Here is a 16,880-nt window from a genome sequence, read left to right on the forward strand (position 1 = left end):
GCTCTTCCTCACAAAATGGTATCAACTGCATTTATTGCTTTTTGCAATCTTTCTTCATAATTACCACTGATATCAACCCAGGGCGTTTCCTGATTTACCATCAGGTCTTTATAAAAATGATACAGTTTTTCTCTGCTTTCCAGATCAGGGTACTCTCTCAGTTCATCTTTTACCCATGGCAGATCTACATTACAAAGCAGGTAGAGGTCATATTTTCTTTCGGTGATCTGATCAAGTATCCAGTTATGACATTTTCCAAAAACAAATTCACACCATACTTTCATCACATACATATCTGTATCGATGAAGAGTAGTTGATGGTTCATTGTCCATTGCCCATTGCCCATTGCCTCTTGCTCGTTGCTCATTGCACTTTCTTCTCCGGCAACCTGTCCCTTAGCGATATCTAGTAAATTTTCAAAAGTATAATTGGTGCCATTAGCCAACAAGTATTCCCTTGCATATTCCCTTACCCACACAGTTTTGTAATGTGCTGCAAGTTGCTCACACAATGTACTTTTACCTGTACTCTCCGGGCCGATAACAACTATCTTTTTGATCATGATTATTTTTTCTTATTCCAATGTGGTTTTGCTTTCAATACTTTCTTGTGTATTGGGCAACTTTCATCATGTGCTCCTGGTAAATAACCAGCACTCATTAAAAATTCATTTACAATTTCACCTCCGGTAAAACGAAAAGTTTTTTTAAATAGCAAGGTCCACTCTGCTTTTGATTTTGGGTGATGATGCGCCAACCAGTTCTTAAATGATCCAAATTCCTTTTGCAATACTAAAATGGTTTTAGCATTTTCTATTGCTGCATTTACTTTTAATTTATTACGGATGATGCCGGCGTCATTCAATAAGCGTTCGATATCCTTTTCTTTATATGCAGCTACTTTTTTAATGTTGAATTGATGATATGCTTTTCTGAAAGTTGCTTCTTTTTTCAAAATAGTGCTCCAGCTTAAGCCCGCCTGATTGATCTCCAATATCAATCGGCAGAATAACTCATTATCGTCTTCAATTGGAAAACCGTATTGTGTGTCATGATATTTTTTATGAACAGCAAGGTCTTCTGCTTTCATATATTTCATCGCATCGCAGTAACTCATCGATTTATTTTTTACATATTAGATAAACTATTCTCTTTTATTTTCTTTTTCCAGGCAATATATCCCATCACTCCCAGTATTAAAAATATAATGTATTGAAAACTTGTAAATACGGCATGTTTGTAAAAATACAAAGGAATAGAAGCAGTATTGGTAATGGTCCACCATGTCCAGTTCTCTATTTTCTTTTTTGCCATCAACCACATGGCTGTATACGCAGATGCCGATGCAAAAGAATCGGCGATAGGCACATTACTAGCGGTATATTTTTTCAACACAATAAACAACACTGCCCAACAAACGGCAAAAAATAAAATGGTGATCAACCATTCTTTTTTATCGGATGCAGTAATATGAATTTCCTTTTCGGTAGAATTTTTTTTATGCCGACTCCACATCCACCAACCATAAATACTCATTACTGTATAATATAAATTGAGGCTGGCCTCACCTTTTAAATTCCACCAGGCATAACACATGTAAGTGTATAAGATCGTGTTAACAAGGCCCGTTGGATAAACCAGGATATTTTCACTTCTGGAAAATATGACACTGATTATGCCGAATACAACTGCCAGAAATTCTACCCAGGTTGTATTTTTTATGCCTTCAATAAGCTGATGGTATATCTCGGTAATTGTCATGAATTAATTTGAAAGTGCATAAACGGCAAAGCTTGCCAACCAATGTTCGCCGCCTTCAGGTGTCAGAGAAAAATTCGTGCTATCGGCATTTGCTGTATAGAATTTGTTTTTTTGTGCTGCTGCAGAAAAAAAGAGTAAACACAAAACAGCAAATAGTGAATTTTTCATCTGTCTAAATTAAACAAAAAAACATCTCTGTCGGAGATGTTTTAAGTATGTATTTTCTAATTCTCCGCCACGGCGGATTAGAGAGTCTTATTCTGCTTCTGCAACAACTTCTGTTACTTCAGGTATCATTCTTTTCATCATACCTTCAATACCTGCTTTTAATGTGATCATTGAAGAAGGGCAGCCACTGCAACTTCCTTGTAACATTAAATTTACTCTGCCTGCTTCATAGCTTTTAAACTGAATAGCACCGCCATCCATTTCAACTGCAGGTTTTACATAATTTTCCAACAATTCTTTAATACGTTTTACTACATCATCATCATCTGCAGAAACTTCATTACTGCTTTCAGTTTTCATTGCTGCAACCGCTTCTTCGTTTACTACAGGTTTACCATCTTCCAAGTATTCTTTCAAAAACTGTTTAATGGTAGGGATTACATCATCCCAATTATCACTTTCATTGGTTTTAGTAAGTGTAATAAAATTACTTGCTATAAAAACCGATCTGATGAAAGGGAATGTAAATAACTCCTGCGCCAACGGCGATGGTGCTGAACTTGCTTCATCTGCAAAATCAATGCTCTTGCCCGGGTACAATAGTTTGTTTGCAACAAACTTCATTGTTTCGGGGTTTGGGGTCATTTCTGTATAAATGCTGATGATTGTATTGCCTGTTTTTATCATAACTCACGTTTGTATTGCAAAATTAACAACAATTAGGAGAATTACGTTTACGAAAAACGAAAACACCCCCGGTACTGCTTTTCACATTTCTTTAACCGGCATTTATACAACCAAATCCTTAGTTTTTTCGACTATAAGCCGTATTTTGTACTAAAACTTACAATCATGAAAATAAAATATATACCACTCATAGCAGTACCGTTGTTTACTCTATTTAACGCTGATGCACAAAAGGTTATCCGAAAAGGAGCAACTCCTTTAATGAGGGGTCAAAAGCCGGGAGACCAAAAAGCTGATTATACTTTAGAGCAGTTTCAGGGAAAATGGCAGGAAGTGGCCCGAAAGACTTTAAAAGGGAAAACTGCATCCATAAAAGATACCATTTACCTGAATTTTACCGAAGGGGATAAAGTTGATACAAGAGAAGGAAACAAACCAAATGTTAAAGGGGATGCTGATATAGATGTTGACAATACCTTACTTGCTGCCGCAGATGTATACACCATTAAAGCGGTGGGAGAATCAGAAATAGTATTGGATGATCAGGAAAAATTCATTCATACATTTAAAAAGGTAGATAATTTTTGGTTTGAAAAAGTAGGAAACCTGGCAGTCGCTATTGATACTTTTAAAACTGTTACCGAATATGATCCGGCAAATTTAATGGGAGAATGGATGGTATACAGAAGACAGGCAAAACCAGGCGAAGTAAAACCCCCGGCAATACTTATCAAGTATCTTAAAATAAAAAATAAGGTAAACGAAACAACCCTTACAGGAGAGATCACCGTTTATCAAAAAGAAAAAACGGAAGAGTTGCCTTGTACCATTACTATTTATAAAACCGGAATGCAGGTTGTAGCGGGCACCTATAGTTGGTATTTACCGATCTATAAAGCAGATGGTAAAGAGTTGGTTTTTGGTAATATAGAGTTGATGTTGAATTATTGCAAACCGCTATAATATATTATCACAAAAGGGGGCAGAGAAAAGACGGAGATTCACAGAGAGAGTATGATCATTGATCGAAGCTGAATTTTTTAAAAGGCTATATATACAAAAGGGTTCAAAAATAATTGAACCCTTTTGTATATATGAGATTTCTCTGTGAAATAACCCTAGTCCACAATCCTCAATTTTGCATAATTTAACATGATCTTCTTTTCTCCATTCAATTCAAACTTCACTGTTGCAATTGGATTATGTGCAGCACCTTCCATTTTCAACACTTCTCCAAAACCAAATTTCTGATGTTCTACTTTTTGGCCTGCTTGTAAATTACTGGTATCACTGGCGGTAAAATCTGCCGAAGGCGTATGTTCTTTTGTTTGTGGACGTGTAGGAACAAGATAAGCAGGTTTGCTTTTGTCTTCTGTTCTTTGTGTTTCCGGTTTTTTTGCTGCCCAATAATTATTAGCTGTGGCGTTGCCCCACTGCCTTGCTCCATTAGATGATTGGTTTCTGATACCCCCGCCGGCAAAGCTTCTGTCAACGTATTCCTCTGGCATTTCGTCAATAAAACGGCTGGGCTCATTTTGTTGCAGCTGGCCAAAACGATAACGGGCATTGGCGTAGGTTAGCCATAATTTTTTCTTAGCCCTTGTGATAGCTACATAAAATAACCGGCGTTCTTCTTCCAGTTCTTCTCTTGTATTAATGCTCATACCGCTTGGGAATAGCGTTTCTTCCAATCCACCAACAAACACACAGCTAAACTCCAACCCTTTTGCCGCATGTATGGTCATTAGTTTTACACTATCGGCATCGTCTTTATCGTTATCTGTGTCCGTTAGTAAAGTGATTTGTTGCAAATACGAACCAAGACTTTTATCTCCCACTTCGCCGTCTTCTTCATTCATTGGAGTTTCAGTGAACTCTTTAATAGAGTTTAACAACTCCTGCGTATTCTCATATCTTGCTAACCCTTCTGTAGTTTTGTCGTTAAACAATTCTTTCACCACACCGGAATTCTTACCTACTAAAAAAGCCAGGTCGTATGCATTCTTTTTCTCTAATTCGCTCTGAAACATTTTGATCATTGTAACAAAGTCGTTAATGGCCTCCAGTGTCCCTGCTTTATATCCATACATAGCAGCTTTTTCCAGCACTTCCCAAAGCGTTACTCCATTTGTATTGGCTGCCAGTACAGCCCGTTCGATCGTTGTTTTACCAATACCTCTTGTAGGATAATTGATGATACGTTTTAAAGCTTCTTCATCATTTGGGTTTACAACTATTCTTAGGTAAGCGATCAGATCTTTTACCTCTTTGCGTTGGTAAAAAGATAAGCCGCCATAAATACGGTAAGGGATATTCATCCTCCGAAGGCTTTCTTCATAAGCCCGGCTTTGAGCATTGGTACGATATAAGATAGCGAACTCATTATTAAAAAAATGATTGCGTAATTTTTCTTCCTGTATCGTATCTGCTACAAATTTCCCTTCTTCATTATCGGTGGCGGTGCGTACCAATTTAATTTTATCGCCATCTGTTTTATCGGTCCATAATTTTTTAGGTAATTGATTTTTATTATTGCCGATAATTTCATTGGCTACATTCAATATGCTTTTGGTGCTGCGGTAATTTTGTTCCAGCTTGACCACTTTTACATTATCATAATCTCTTTCAAACTGTAAAATGTTTTCGATGGTAGCACCTCTGAAACTGTAAATACTCTGAGCATCATCACCCACTACACAAACATTTTCATGCATGGCTCCCAATAATTTCATTATCTCATACTGGGAAGTGTTGGTATCCTGGTACTCATCTACCATAATATACTTGAACTTGCGTTGATATTTACTCAATGCTTCAGGAAAATTCTTCAGTAACACGTACATTTTCATCAACAAGTCATCAAAATCCATGGCACCATTCTTAAAACAACGTTTTGCATAGGCATCGTAAATACGTGCGGTAGCAGGTCGGTTGGCCCTGGCATCCTCTTGTTGAATGGAATAGTCTTTGGCATACTCTTCGGGACTGATCAAACTGTTTTTAGCTGAAGATATCCTGTTGTAAACTGTATTCGGTTTGTATTGCTTGTCGTCAAGTTCTAATTCGTTGATAACAGTTTTTATTACACTTTTGGCATCATCTGTATCATAGATGGTAAAATTGTTTGGATATCCAAGCTTATTGGCTTCAGCTCTTAATATTCTTGCAAATACGCTGTGAAAAGTACCAATGTATAAGTTTCTTGCTTCGCTGTTACCCAATACTCTTTCTACCCTTTCCTTCATTTCTTTTGCCGCTTTGTTGGTAAATGTAAGTGCCAGAATATTAAATGCATCTATTCCATGATACCCCATCAGATGAGCAATACGAGTGGTCAGTACCTTTGTTTTTCCGCTACCGGCGCCGGCAATGATGATGATAGGGCCGTCTTTATGTAATACCGCTTCTTTTTGCGGTTCATTCAATTCATCTAAATAACTCAACATGGGGCGAAGTTACGAATAGAGCAACGGAGGTTGAAGACTGTGAAGAAATATTTTGCAAAATATCAGCGCCATGCAACCAAACCTTTTACATGTTATTTTCGTTAATGTATTTATGCTCCGCATATTATCTTTGCTGTTAATGAATGTTTTTTTCTCCTGTGAGAAGCAAAATGTTGTAGCGCCCCCTATGGATATTACCAACGATACTACGATAACAACGCCTGCTAAAAAGGATACGATCTTCTCTTATTTAGCTTTAGGAGATTCGTATACGATCGGACAAGCTGTGCAGGTAGCAGAACGGTATCCGGTTCAAGCAACGCAATTATTATTTAATGACAGCATACAATTGTATGCTCCGGAAATAATAGCACAAACGGGATGGACTACCTCCAATCTTTTGAGCAGGATCAACACCAGCCCTCCTTTAAAAAGCACCTATGATATAGTTACTTTATTGATAGGAGTAAACAATCAGTACCAGGGGCTTAGTCAGAGCCAATATCAAAGAGAGTTTACCACCTTACTCAATAAAGCCATACAATTTGCCAATAACAATAGCAAACATGTAATAGTGTTATCTATCCCGGATTACAGCGTAACACCTTATGCAGAAAGGGCTGATAAAATGAAAATTGCAATGGAAATAGATGCATTCAATGCCATCAATAAAGAGATCTCCCTGGCTAAAGGGGTTGCTTATCTTGATGTGACTACATCTACAAGAATGGCATCTACAGATAGAAGTTTAATTGCTGATGACGGATTGCATCCTTCTGGAAAAGAGTATGCTAAATGGGCTGTTTGGTTGGCGCCTATAATAAAGAATGCATTAAAAAACTGACCGATTGGTTAGTTGGTATCATTTTAGCTGCTGGAATAATAGCTTCAATAAGAAGTAAAAAAGTAACTGCGATAAAATGAAACCGGCATCAATACTATCTCTTCTCTTGTGCATTGCCTTTTCAGCAGTAGCCCAACCCATTTTATCTCTTACGCAGGTAATAAAGAATCTAAGCAGCCCCATGCAATTGGTAAATGCAAGCGATGGTAGCGGCAAGATCTACATTGTACAAAAAGCAGGAAAAATACAAGTATACACAAAGGATTATGATTCTATTGGGGTTTTTGTTACGGTAACAAATATCACAAGCAATGATGAACGAGGGTTGTTAAGCATGGCTTTTCATCCTGATTACGAGCATAATGGATTCTTCTATGTTTATTATACCAATAGTATTGGCGATCTTGAGTTGGCACGATATAGGGTAAGCAATAACCCAAATATTGCTAATGCTGCTTCTAAAGTTATTTTAAAAACGATCCCACATCCTGTTAATCAAAACCACAATGGCGGAGAACTTCATTTTGGTAAAGATGGTTCTTTGTATCTATCTACGGGTGATGGCGGTGGAGGAGGCGATCAACCTAACAATGCACAGAATACATCCGTTTTGCTAGGAAAAATTTTGCGTTTTAAAGTTGATACTACCAACATTGCCCCTTACTATGATACTACTGCAAATGCAGAAAACCCTTTTGCAAATGAAGTGGTTGCTTATGGATTAAGAAACCCGTTCAGATGGAGTTTTGACAGATTAACGTATGATATGTGGATAGGCGATGTAGGGCAAGGTTCATTTGAAGAAATTGATTATCGTCCGGCAGACTCCATAAGAGGGATAAACTATGGCTGGCGTTGTTATGAAGGGAATAGTGTTTACAATACATCGGGTTGTGGTAATATTTCCAATTATACTTTTCCTGTGTATACCTATCCTACGCAAGACCCCAGTGCGGCCGTTACGGGAGGTACCGTATACAGAGGTGCAACATACCTGGATCTTTATGGCTACTATGTAGCAGCCGATTTTTTTTCTGATACTTTTTATTTGATAAAGTATAATTCACTTACCCGTACAGCAACAACAACAAAACAAGTGTTGCTCCCAAACGGTATTGTAGATTTTGGTGAAACAGAAAACGGCGAATTGTATGCAGTATCGTTATTTGCAAACAGCGTATACAGGATAACCGCAAGCGGTGCTGTTAATTACGTTTTTACCGGAAGCGGAAGCTGGACAAACGCCGCCAACTGGAGTAATAATAAAATACCTCCTTTAAGCTTACCGGCAGGGTCAAAAATTACCATTGATCCTCTTGCAAACGGGGAATGTGTGTTGGACACAGGGACTACTCAAATAATTTCTTCTGGTGCCACACTGGAAATAAGGCCCAATAAAAAATTCAGAATAATCGGAGATCTTACAATTCAATAATGTAAATGCCTGTAACATTTAGGCAGCATACTCTGCTACATTTTCTTTTACAACGGGTAAAAATAAATACCAGCATAAGCCTAGCAAAAGGCAACTGTTATCAGAGCTGTCAGTATTATTTGATAATGCAATTTTTGTAATGCTATTAGATGTTTCCAATCCGCAACTCACCAGCGGTTCAGACATGTCTTTATCATATATGATCAATTCTGCCAACGGATTATTATTCAACGAATAATTGTATTTCTTTTCATTTATTGTAACCAATCCGTTACCTCCTGTAAAACTATCAGGTGTAAGACTTCCTATTTCCAGGCCGTATTCATTGGTAAAGACCGTTTTTTGTTTTAATGAACCGGTAGTTTCAATAAAGAAAAGCCGTTGATGAATACCACAGGTAATACGTGCTGAATGTTGTCGGGGATTGTACTTAATGACTACTCTGCAGGTTTCTTCGTCCATCAGGTGATATTCCTGTAAGGGGGAATGGTGGTTGTTGACTAAAACCCATTTCATAAGCATCAATTTATAGCCATAAGGTAGAATGTTTTTTCGGAAAATACAACGCTCCTAAAGGGGGTAACAATTATTTAATATAGAAACATGAATAACTTTTTATTTTGTATGTCTGCAAAGATTGCACTTGCGGCTTTTTGCCAGTTATTTCAAGCAGAAAATCAATAATTTATCAAAAACTAAAAATTTTACTAAAAAAATACTAAAAAAATTAGTGTGTATAAAAAAAACTATTATCTTTGAAGTCGAGTTTAAATTTACAACGCAAAACCAGATACATCACTTTAAAAAACAAAGACATGGCAAACACAGAAAATTTAGAGAAATCAGAAAAATTCAAAGCACTGAAGTTAACAATTGATAAAATTGATAAAGACTTTGGTAAAGGATCGGTAATGATGATGGGAGATAAACCCCATTTAGAACAGGAAGTAATATCAACAGGATCATTGGGATTAGATGTGGCATTGGGCATAGGCGGTTTGCCAAAAGGAAGGGTAGTAGAAATTTATGGTCCGGAAAGTAGTGGTAAAACAACTATTGCAACACATGTAATTGCTGAAGCACAAAAGAAAGGTGGTATGTGTGCATTTATAGATGCAGAGCATGCTTTTGATAGTGCATATGCACAAAAACTGGGAGTAGATATTGATAATCTATTGATCTCTCAGCCGGATTATGGAGAACAGGCTTTGGAAATTGCCGATAGATTGATTTTATCAGGCGCATTGGATGTGGTAGTAATAGATTCAGTAGCGGCATTGGTTCCAAAAAGCGAACTGGAAGGTGAAATGGGAGATAGCAAAATGGGCTTACAGGCAAGACTGATGAGCCAGGCATTGCGTAAGCTGACAGCTACTATTTCAAAAACAAATTGTTGTTGCATATTCATTAATCAGTTGAGAGAAAAAATTGGTGTAATGTTTGGCAACCCCGAAACAACCACCGGTGGTAATGCATTAAAATTCTATGCTTCTGTAAGATTGGATATTCGTAGAATGGCACAGATCAAAGACGGCGACGAAGCAATCGGAAACAGAGTAAAAGTGAAAGTGGTAAAAAATAAAGTAGCACCACCTTTCCGTAATGCAGAGTTCGATATCATTTTTGGAGAAGGTATTTCTAAAACCGGAGAAATAATTGATATGGGTGTTGAATTAGGTATTGTACAAAAAAGTGGTAGCTGGTTTAGTTATGATGCCAACAAGTTAGGTCAGGGTAGAGATTCAGTAAAACAATTATTGTTAGACAATCCTGAAATGGCAAAAGAAATAGAAGGAAAGATAAGAGCCAAAATTGCAGAGATGGCTGCGGTATAAAAAAATTATAGTTGGGTTAGTAACTACTATATAGAGCCACTTCGGGAGGAGTGGCTTTTTTATTTGCTTTTTGAGAAGGATAACTTTTTAAAGAAACTATTTATTGCCGTTGGCACAGCTCTTAGCCAAATTGCCACGTGAATAAAAATACTGAACAGCCTGTACTTTCCGCCGCCGTAATGTTTTTTTACAAAAATGCTCATGGCGCCGTAAAAATGTTTTACATAATTTAGGTCGCCTCTTTTTGTACTCTCACCTTTAAAGTGAATGATAGATGTTTCAGCAAAATAATAATTTTTGTATCCAGCCTTTTGAATGCGATAGCTAAGGTCTACATCTTCGCCATACATAAAAAACTGCTCATCAAAACTGCCCACTTTATCCAGTACTTTTTTAGGATGAAACATGAATGCGCCACACAATACATCTACTTCATGGTTACTGTGTTCATCTAAATAACCCAGATGATATTTTGCAAATATTTTTGAATGCGGGAATAAATTAGCTAATCCCATTAACTTAAAAAATGAAGTAAGCGGTGAAGGGAAAGCTCTTTTACTTTCTTTTAAAAAATTTCCATTACCATCAACCATATGTACGCCGAGTCCACCAAGTGTTGGTTTTGTTTTGCTGAAAGCAATGCATTTATGCAGACTATCTTCCGGGATAATGGTATCAGGGTTTAAAAATAAGATGTATTCGCCGGTGGCTCTTTTTAAAGCAATATTATTTGCTTTAGCAAAGCCGACATTCGAATTGTTCCAGATAAATTGTACTGATGGGAATTTACCGGTAAAAAAATCTTTACTGCCATCAGTAGAATTATTATCTACTACAAATATCTCTGCGTTTATATTGGCGCATGCTTTTAATACAGCATCGAGGCATTGCGCCAGCAATAGCTTTACATTATAATTTACTATGATGATGGATAATTGCAAGTAGTATTATTTACACACGAAATACGAATTTTTATAGCAGTATTCAAAATAGAATTGTATAAGATGTTGTATCAGTTTAAGATCTACGAAAATGTCCTAACAGATTCAAAAAAGCTCTTGTTACTTTATTTGCGGAAAAAAAGCAACCAAAAAAGCCGTCGACAAAGGATTACAGACCCTTTGTCGGTAAGTTCCCTGATTAGTTCCTAATCTGTTGAGGATAGTACTGTAAACTCAATTTTAGTAATTCTACATTATGTTATATTTTCAAACTGATACACTTCTATGCTGGTTGTATGCTTTGTTCACTTCTGATAATATTTTGAGGATCGTATATATTTTTTATAGTTTGTAATCTGCGATAATTATCGCCATAATATAATTTATCCCAGTGCTTGAAATTAATGTCGGGATAGTTGCGGTACTGCGTAGTAATGCCATTATCCTGAAATATTTTTTGTACGGTTTCAAAGCTCTCCATTAATTGAGCTGCCTTTTTCGGATCTTCCCAATACGTTTGCAATTCTGAAAAATAAGTGCTGGCTCTGTGCGGAAATGCAGCAGTAGTTGCTAGTTCAGGCAATTGAATATTTCCTCCCAAGGTATTTACCTGGTAGATCATACGAGGAGTGGCAATTACTTTCGCCAATACTTTTGGAATAAAATTTTTGATCTCGGTAAAATCTTTATACAAACCCGCCGAAGCATTTTTAAAAGCAACGGGTCCCTTTTGTCCATAGAAAACTTTCAAGGCTTTAGCAATAGGTTGAGGTAAATTTCTTGTAACCTTATCGGTTATAGTAGTAATTGATTGTATAAAATTCAAAGCGTCTCCGCTGTATTTCTCTGTATTGGTTAATAAGATATATACAGTCTTGCCATTTAACACATAAGCGGAGAAACAGGATTTAGGTAGTTTAGCGCTAAGGGTAAACCAGGTTTCCAGAATTTTGTTGGCCCTTTCTGCATTTACGTTGAATGCTTTAAAACGCATACTCTGTAAGGTAGCCGGAGCTTTATGTACCCTGAATGTCATTTCAGTGATCACACCAAAATTACCATTACCACCACCCCTGCAGGCCCACAATAACTCTTTGTCGTTGGAAGAATATCGTACAACACCCTTTCCATCTACCATTGTAACACCCACCAAGCTATCACAGGCTAATCCAAACTGACGACTCAACAAGCCATACCCGCCGCCCAGGGTTAATCCACCTATACCCACGCCACCACAGGATCCTCCGGGAATGATTTTTCCTTTTGGTAAAATACTATCGTATAATTTTGAAAGAGTGCAACCCGGCCCTACTTTAATGGTTTCATTGTTGACCCATTCAACAGTGCTTAAAAGAGAGAGATTGATCACCATACCGCCATTGTTACAACTAAATCCTTCCATGCAGTGGCCGCCACTTTTTACCGTAACCGCTAAATTGGCTTTTACCGCATACGCCATCGCTTCTACAACTCCTTGTGTATTTTTGCATAGTGCAATGATAGCAGGGTACTTGTCGATTCTTTTGTTGAACCCACTTCTTAATATTTCATATTGCGGATCTCCTTTTTTAAAATAATCGACATTTTTATCCGAAAGCAATATATCCTTGGGCAAAAAATTTTCAGCAAAAGACTGTATTGGTTTTGCGTAGATGGCAGCATTAGTAAGTAATGCCAGTTTCAGAAAATCTTTACGATGATATTTTTTTGACATAAAAATTATAATACTAAATATACTACGGCTAGCCATAAGAAAATGGTAAAATGTAAAAATTATCTTTAATACATACTGGTCTTTATTTATCACATTTTTCGTTTCTGTATCTTTGCGCCATGATAAAATCTACACTATTAAAAGCAACAGAAGCTGGTGCCAGAGAATTACAAAGATTTTTTAACGGAGAATTTAAGGTTTCGAATAAAGAAGGAATGAATAATCTGGTTACTGAAGCAGATCATGCAGCAGAAAAAGCAATTATAGATGTAATTAAGGAAGATTACCCCAGTCATTTTATTTTAAGCGAAGAAGCAGGAGAGATCAAGATGGATAGCGAATACAAATGGATCATAGATCCTATTGATGGTACGGTGAATTTTGCAAATGGGATACCTATTTGCTGTGTAAGCATAGGATTGGAGCATAATGGCAAAGTGGTGATGGGAGCTGTATATAATCCATTGATGAATGAATTTTATTTTGCCCAAAAAGGTTTTGGGGCATCACTGAATGATAAAAAGATATCGGTTAGCAATAAAACAGAATTAGTGAAATGCTGCATGGTTACAGGATTTCCATATTCATACTTAGATATGCCGAACGGTCCGTTAGAGGTGTTTGAGAAGTTCATCAGGAAAGGAGTACCCGTTCGTCGATTAGGAAGTGCCGCAATAGATCTGTGTTGGGTGGCTGCGGGCAGATTCGACGCTTTCTTTGAACATAGCTTGAATGCATGGGACAGTGCTGCCGGATTTTTAATGGTGAAAGAAGCCGGAGGAAAAGTAACAGATATGGAAGGCAACCCCTATTCTCCTTATCAGAAAAAGATTGTTGCTTCTAATGGTAAAGTACATGATGAGTTGTTGGCGGTGATAAATGGAGGAAGTATTTGATATACGATTTGAGATGTCGGATTTACGATTTCTTTTATCGGAAGCATCTGGGATTAACAAGTCAGCATGAATTTTTATAATAAAAAACCTTTGAATTTGATAAAACCATAGATCAAGAATCACTAAAAAGATTATTTGATAGTATGGATAAGGAAATAATGAAGAGACGAACGAAACAATTTGCAATAGATTGTGGACATTTGATAAACTCTTTACCAAAAAACGACATAAATAAGAATTACTCAAATCAGTTGATAAGGTCCAGCGGTTCAGTAGCTGCAAATTACAGAGCAGTGAGCAGAGCAAAATCTACTTCAGATTTTATTAATAAATTAAAAATTGTTGAAGAAGAGCAGGATGAAAGTTTGTTGTGGCTGGAGTTACTGGTAGAATTTAATAAAAGCAAGAGAAGCGATTTTGTAAATATTTATAAAGAAGGAGAAGAAATACTAAAAATTATCGTGGCATCAATAAAGACGACTAAAAGCAAATAAAGAAGGTTCCGAATTAAACAAAATCGTAGATCGAAAATCTCAAATCGTAAATTGTAGTTAACATGAGCAGAACAGAAATATCATCCCTCGGAGAATTTGGTTTAATTGATCATCTTACTCAAAACAATGAGACAACAAACGCATCTACGATTTTGAGTGTGGGAGATGATGCTGCCGTAATTGATCATTTTGGAAAGCAGACGGTTATTAGTACCGATATGTTGGTAGAGGGTATTCACTTTGATCTGATGTACACACCATTAAAACATTTGGGATATAAAAGTGTAGTGGTAAACATCAGTGATATCTATGCCATGAATGCAACCCCTACGCACATTACACTAAGTATTGCTTTTAGCAATCGGTTTAGTGTAGAGGCATTAAATGAATTTTATGAAGGAGTATATGCCGCCTGTGAAAAATATGGAGTTGATCTGATTGGCGGAGATACAACCTCTTCGCAAAAAGGATTTGTGATCTCTGTTACGGCAATCGGTGAAGTAGCACCGGATAAATTTGTAAAAAGAAGTACTGCTCAAAAAGGCGACCTGCTTTGTGTGAGTGGATTTTTAGGCGGCTCATTTTTGGGGTTGACAATTTTAGAAAGAGAAAAAAGAATATTTGCGGAAACAGGGTCACAACCAGACCTGGAGAACCAGGCTTATATAGTAGGCAGATTATTGAAACCCGAAGCAAGAAAAGATATTATAGAATTTTTTGTTGAAAAAGAAATTACACCTACATCAATGATAGATGTGAGTGATGGCCTGAGTAGCGAAGCATTGCACATTTGCAAGCAAAGTGAATTGGGGTGTGTTATCTATGAAGATAAAATACCTATTCACGATGATTCAAGAAATTTTGCATACAAGCTGGAGTTGGATCCCACTGCCTGTGCGTTGAGCGGTGGAGAAGATTATGAATTATTATTTACCATTCCACAAAGTGAATACGAAAAACTGGTATTGAATGAACAGATCAGTGTGATAGGATATATGACAGATGCATCAGAAGGCACAAAGATCATTACCAGGAGTGGCAATACTCACAACCTGGTTGCACAAGGGTGGAATCATGCAAAATAGTTGATTAAATACATGAGCAGAAAAGTTTGTTATCTTTTTTTACCGCTAGTAGTTTTTTTTGCAAGCTGTTCTGTAAGCAAAAATTACAATCCCAATAAAAAGTTTTCTCCTCAGGAATTACAGCAGGATTATAGCCTGCTTAGAAACATACTCGAAAAAAAACATCCTGCCATTTACTGGTATACGCCTAAGGATAGCATGAACTTTTATTTTGATAGCCTTTATCAAAATATTAAGGATTCTATGACAGAGCTTCAATTTGGTTGGAATGTGATTGCTCCGCTTACACAAAAATTAAGATGTGGGCATACTAGTTTTGGAATGAGCAAAGGTTGGTATAAATACATCAAGGATAAACAGATTCCCTCTTTTCCTCTGCATCTTAAAGTTTGGGGAGACACCATGGCATTAACGGTGAACCTGAACAAAAAAGATTCGATCTTAAAAAGAGGAACATTGGTTACTTCAATCAACGGAGTGCGTAATCATGAACTTATACAGCAGATGTTTCAATATTTTCCGGTGGATGGTTATGCAAATAGCGCAAACTATGTGAGACTTAGCAGCAACTTTCCCTATTACCATAGAAATATTTTCGGAATATTTAAAAATTATCGGGTAGGCTATATTGATAGTGTGGGGAATGAAAGATCGGTTCTATTGCCCATGTATTTTGTGGTAGCAGATAGTTCAAAAAAAATAAAAAGAAATGCTTTAGCAAAAACACCGAGGTGGGTAGTTCGAAAAGAGCGAAGAGAAAGTGATCGGTCAATGATCATTGACACTTCAATCAATACAGCCATCATGACGTTGAATACTTTTAGTACAGGAGGAGGGAGACATCTTCGGTCTTTTATGAAACGTTCTTTTAAAAAAATGAGGAAAGAAAAGATCAGAAACTTTGTACTGGATTTGAGGAACAATGGCGGCGGCGATATTGGGATGTATATTCTGCTAACCAGTTATTTAAGAAAAACAGCGTTTAAAGTCGCTGATACTGTATACATGCCTTCGAAATACCTTAGTCCTTATACAAGGTATATAAAACATGGCCTTATTTCGAACATTGGTATGTTTTTTTTAACAAAGAAACATCGTGACGGGAAATATCATTTTGGCTACTACGAAAGAAAGTGGTTTGCTCCTAAAAGAAAAAATCATTTTAACGGGAATGCATATGTGCTGATAAACGGCCCTACGTTTTCGGCTTCGACACTTGTGTGCAGTGCATTAAAAGGGCAAGACAATATAAAACTCGTAGGAGAAGAAACAGGTGGAGGATGGTATGGTAATAGTGGTGTAATGATTCCGGATATAAAACTACCTAACACAAAACTTCGGGTACGATTGCCATTGTTTAAACTAGTGCAATTCAATCATGTTTCACAAAAAGGAACGGGAATACCGCCAGATATTTATATACCAACCAGCAGAGAGGCAATCATTAAAGGGGTTGATAAGAAAATGGAAGTGGTGAAAGAGCTGATTAGGAACAGGCAATAGGCAATAGGCAATAGGCAATAGGCAATAGGCAATAGGCAATAGGCAATAGGCAATAATTTTTTTAATCAGTA

17 protein-coding genes are annotated in these 16,880 nt (G+C 37.0%); 8 read left to right on the forward strand and 9 right to left on the reverse strand.

The features are described 5' to 3' along the window. Window positions 1-8: 8 nt before the first annotated feature. The 5 genes from LK994_RS04905 to LK994_RS04925 form a co-directional block, all read right to left on the reverse strand. The gene (locus tag LK994_RS04905; protein ID WP_229761774.1) at window positions 9-563 is read right to left on the reverse strand and encodes an AAA family ATPase; all 555 of its coding nucleotides are present in this window, start codon (window positions 561-563) and stop codon (window positions 9-11) included. Between the two features lie 2 nt (window positions 564-565). Then, entirely contained in the window at window positions 566-1,117 is a 552-nt protein-coding gene (locus LK994_RS04910; RefSeq protein ID WP_229761775.1) for a DNA-3-methyladenine glycosylase I, read from the reverse strand. An 11-nt stretch (window positions 1,118-1,128) separates the two neighbouring features. Next, window positions 1,129-1,761, reverse strand: a complete 633-nt coding sequence (gene pnuC, locus LK994_RS04915; RefSeq protein WP_229761776.1) for a nicotinamide riboside transporter PnuC — start codon at window positions 1,759-1,761, stop codon at window positions 1,129-1,131. Between the two features lie 3 nt (window positions 1,762-1,764). Then, window positions 1,765-1,929 carry a DUF2891 domain-containing protein gene (locus tag LK994_RS04920; RefSeq protein ID WP_229761777.1) on the reverse strand — a complete coding sequence of 55 codons (165 nt, stop codon included), beginning with the start codon at window positions 1,927-1,929 and terminating at the stop codon, window positions 1,765-1,767. An 87-nt stretch (window positions 1,930-2,016) separates the two neighbouring features. Beyond that, complete coding sequence (locus LK994_RS04925) at window positions 2,017-2,616, reverse strand: NifU family protein (RefSeq protein WP_229761778.1); 600 nt, start codon at window positions 2,614-2,616, stop codon at window positions 2,017-2,019. Window positions 2,617-2,781: 165 nt separating this feature from the next. Between LK994_RS04925 and LK994_RS04930 the strand changes: the two genes are divergently transcribed. Then, window positions 2,782-3,579 carry a hypothetical protein gene (locus tag LK994_RS04930; RefSeq protein ID WP_229761779.1) on the forward strand — a complete coding sequence of 266 codons (798 nt, stop codon included), beginning with the start codon at window positions 2,782-2,784 and terminating at the stop codon, window positions 3,577-3,579. Between the two features lie 155 nt (window positions 3,580-3,734). Here LK994_RS04930 and LK994_RS04935 read toward each other — a convergent pair whose 3' ends face one another. Then, window positions 3,735-6,062: an ATP-dependent helicase gene (locus tag LK994_RS04935; protein ID WP_229761780.1), complete on the reverse strand. Its 2,328-nt coding sequence runs from the start codon at window positions 6,060-6,062 to the stop codon at window positions 3,735-3,737. A gap of 70 nt (window positions 6,063-6,132) precedes the next feature. Between LK994_RS04935 and LK994_RS04940 the strand changes: the two genes are divergently transcribed. Both LK994_RS04940 and LK994_RS04945 read left to right on the forward strand, forming a co-directional pair. Further along, a complete protein-coding gene (locus LK994_RS04940; RefSeq protein WP_229761781.1) occupies window positions 6,133-6,906 on the forward strand; it encodes an SGNH/GDSL hydrolase family protein in 774 nt (257 codons plus the stop codon). A gap of 76 nt (window positions 6,907-6,982) precedes the next feature. After that, a complete protein-coding gene (locus LK994_RS04945; protein ID WP_229761782.1) occupies window positions 6,983-8,341 on the forward strand; it encodes a PQQ-dependent sugar dehydrogenase in 1,359 nt (452 codons plus the stop codon). 18 nt (window positions 8,342-8,359) lie between these two features. Here LK994_RS04945 and LK994_RS04950 read toward each other — a convergent pair whose 3' ends face one another. Next, window positions 8,360-8,857, reverse strand: coding sequence for a hypothetical protein (locus LK994_RS04950; protein ID WP_229761783.1), 498 nt, complete (start codon window positions 8,855-8,857; stop codon window positions 8,360-8,362). A gap of 299 nt (window positions 8,858-9,156) precedes the next feature. On the opposite strand from LK994_RS04950, the gene recA reads away from it, so the two are divergent. Further along, on the forward strand, window positions 9,157-10,176 hold the full coding sequence (gene recA, locus LK994_RS04955; RefSeq protein WP_229761784.1) for a recombinase RecA: 1,020 nt from the start codon (window positions 9,157-9,159) through the stop codon (window positions 10,174-10,176). Between the two features lie 59 nt (window positions 10,177-10,235). On the opposite strand, the gene LK994_RS04960 is transcribed toward recA, so the two are convergent. After that, the gene (locus tag LK994_RS04960; RefSeq protein WP_229761785.1) at window positions 10,236-11,117 is read right to left on the reverse strand and encodes a glycosyltransferase family 2 protein; all 882 of its coding nucleotides are present in this window, start codon (window positions 11,115-11,117) and stop codon (window positions 10,236-10,238) included. A 283-nt stretch (window positions 11,118-11,400) separates the two neighbouring features. Next, window positions 11,401-12,831, reverse strand: a complete 1,431-nt coding sequence (locus tag LK994_RS04965; protein WP_229761786.1) for an FAD-binding oxidoreductase — start codon at window positions 12,829-12,831, stop codon at window positions 11,401-11,403. Between the two features lie 119 nt (window positions 12,832-12,950). Here LK994_RS04965 and LK994_RS04970 point away from each other — a divergent pair, with 119 nt between their 5' ends. From LK994_RS04970 to LK994_RS04985, 4 genes are all read left to right on the forward strand, one after another. After that, a complete protein-coding gene (locus LK994_RS04970; protein ID WP_229761787.1) occupies window positions 12,951-13,727 on the forward strand; it encodes an inositol monophosphatase family protein in 777 nt (258 codons plus the stop codon). A gap of 143 nt (window positions 13,728-13,870) precedes the next feature. Further along, window positions 13,871-14,221, forward strand: coding sequence for a four helix bundle protein (locus LK994_RS04975; protein WP_229761788.1), 351 nt, complete (start codon window positions 13,871-13,873; stop codon window positions 14,219-14,221). A gap of 62 nt (window positions 14,222-14,283) precedes the next feature. Next, complete coding sequence (gene thiL / locus LK994_RS04980; protein ID WP_229761789.1) at window positions 14,284-15,306, forward strand: thiamine-phosphate kinase; 1,023 nt, start codon at window positions 14,284-14,286, stop codon at window positions 15,304-15,306. A gap of 12 nt (window positions 15,307-15,318) precedes the next feature. Further along, window positions 15,319-16,809, forward strand: coding sequence for a S41 family peptidase (locus LK994_RS04985; protein ID WP_229761790.1), 1,491 nt, complete (start codon window positions 15,319-15,321; stop codon window positions 16,807-16,809). Window positions 16,810-16,880: the final 71 nt, after the last annotated feature.

The sequence above is a fragment of the Ferruginibacter lapsinanis genome (genome assembly GCF_020783315.1).
In the GTDB taxonomy this organism is placed as follows: Bacteria; Bacteroidota; Bacteroidia; order Chitinophagales; family Chitinophagaceae; genus Ferruginibacter; species Ferruginibacter lapsinanis.

Coding starts and splice junctions, on each gene's coding strand:
- LK994_RS04905 (WP_229761774.1), bottom strand. CDS start 563: ATGATCAAAAAGATAGTTGTTATCGGCCCGGAGAGTACAGGTAAAAGT.
- LK994_RS04910 (WP_229761775.1), bottom strand. CDS start 1,117: ATGAGTTACTGCGATGCGATGAAATATATGAAAGCAGAAGACCTTGCT.
- pnuC (WP_229761776.1), bottom strand. CDS start 1,761: ATGACAATTACCGAGATATACCATCAGCTTATTGAAGGCATAAAAAAT.
- LK994_RS04920 (WP_229761777.1), bottom strand. CDS start 1,929: ATGAAAAATTCACTATTTGCTGTTTTGTGTTTACTCTTTTTTTCTGCA.
- LK994_RS04925 (WP_229761778.1), bottom strand. CDS start 2,616: ATGATAAAAACAGGCAATACAATCATCAGCATTTATACAGAAATGACC.
- LK994_RS04930 (WP_229761779.1), top strand. CDS start 2,782: ATGAAAATAAAATATATACCACTCATAGCAGTACCGTTGTTTACTCTA.
- LK994_RS04935 (WP_229761780.1), bottom strand. CDS start 6,062: ATGTTGAGTTATTTAGATGAATTGAATGAACCGCAAAAAGAAGCGGTA.
- LK994_RS04940 (WP_229761781.1), top strand. CDS start 6,133: ATGCAACCAAACCTTTTACATGTTATTTTCGTTAATGTATTTATGCTC.
- LK994_RS04945 (WP_229761782.1), top strand. CDS start 6,983: ATGAAACCGGCATCAATACTATCTCTTCTCTTGTGCATTGCCTTTTCA.
- LK994_RS04950 (WP_229761783.1), bottom strand. CDS start 8,857: ATGAAATGGGTTTTAGTCAACAACCACCATTCCCCCTTACAGGAATAT.
- recA (WP_229761784.1), top strand. CDS start 9,157: ATGGCAAACACAGAAAATTTAGAGAAATCAGAAAAATTCAAAGCACTG.
- LK994_RS04965 (WP_229761786.1), bottom strand. CDS start 12,831: ATGTCAAAAAAATATCATCGTAAAGATTTTCTGAAACTGGCATTACTT.
- LK994_RS04970 (WP_229761787.1), top strand. CDS start 12,951: ATGATAAAATCTACACTATTAAAAGCAACAGAAGCTGGTGCCAGAGAA.
- LK994_RS04975 (WP_229761788.1), top strand. CDS start 13,871: ATGGATAAGGAAATAATGAAGAGACGAACGAAACAATTTGCAATAGAT.
- thiL (WP_229761789.1), top strand. CDS start 14,284: ATGAGCAGAACAGAAATATCATCCCTCGGAGAATTTGGTTTAATTGAT.
- LK994_RS04985 (WP_229761790.1), top strand. CDS start 15,319: ATGAGCAGAAAAGTTTGTTATCTTTTTTTACCGCTAGTAGTTTTTTTT.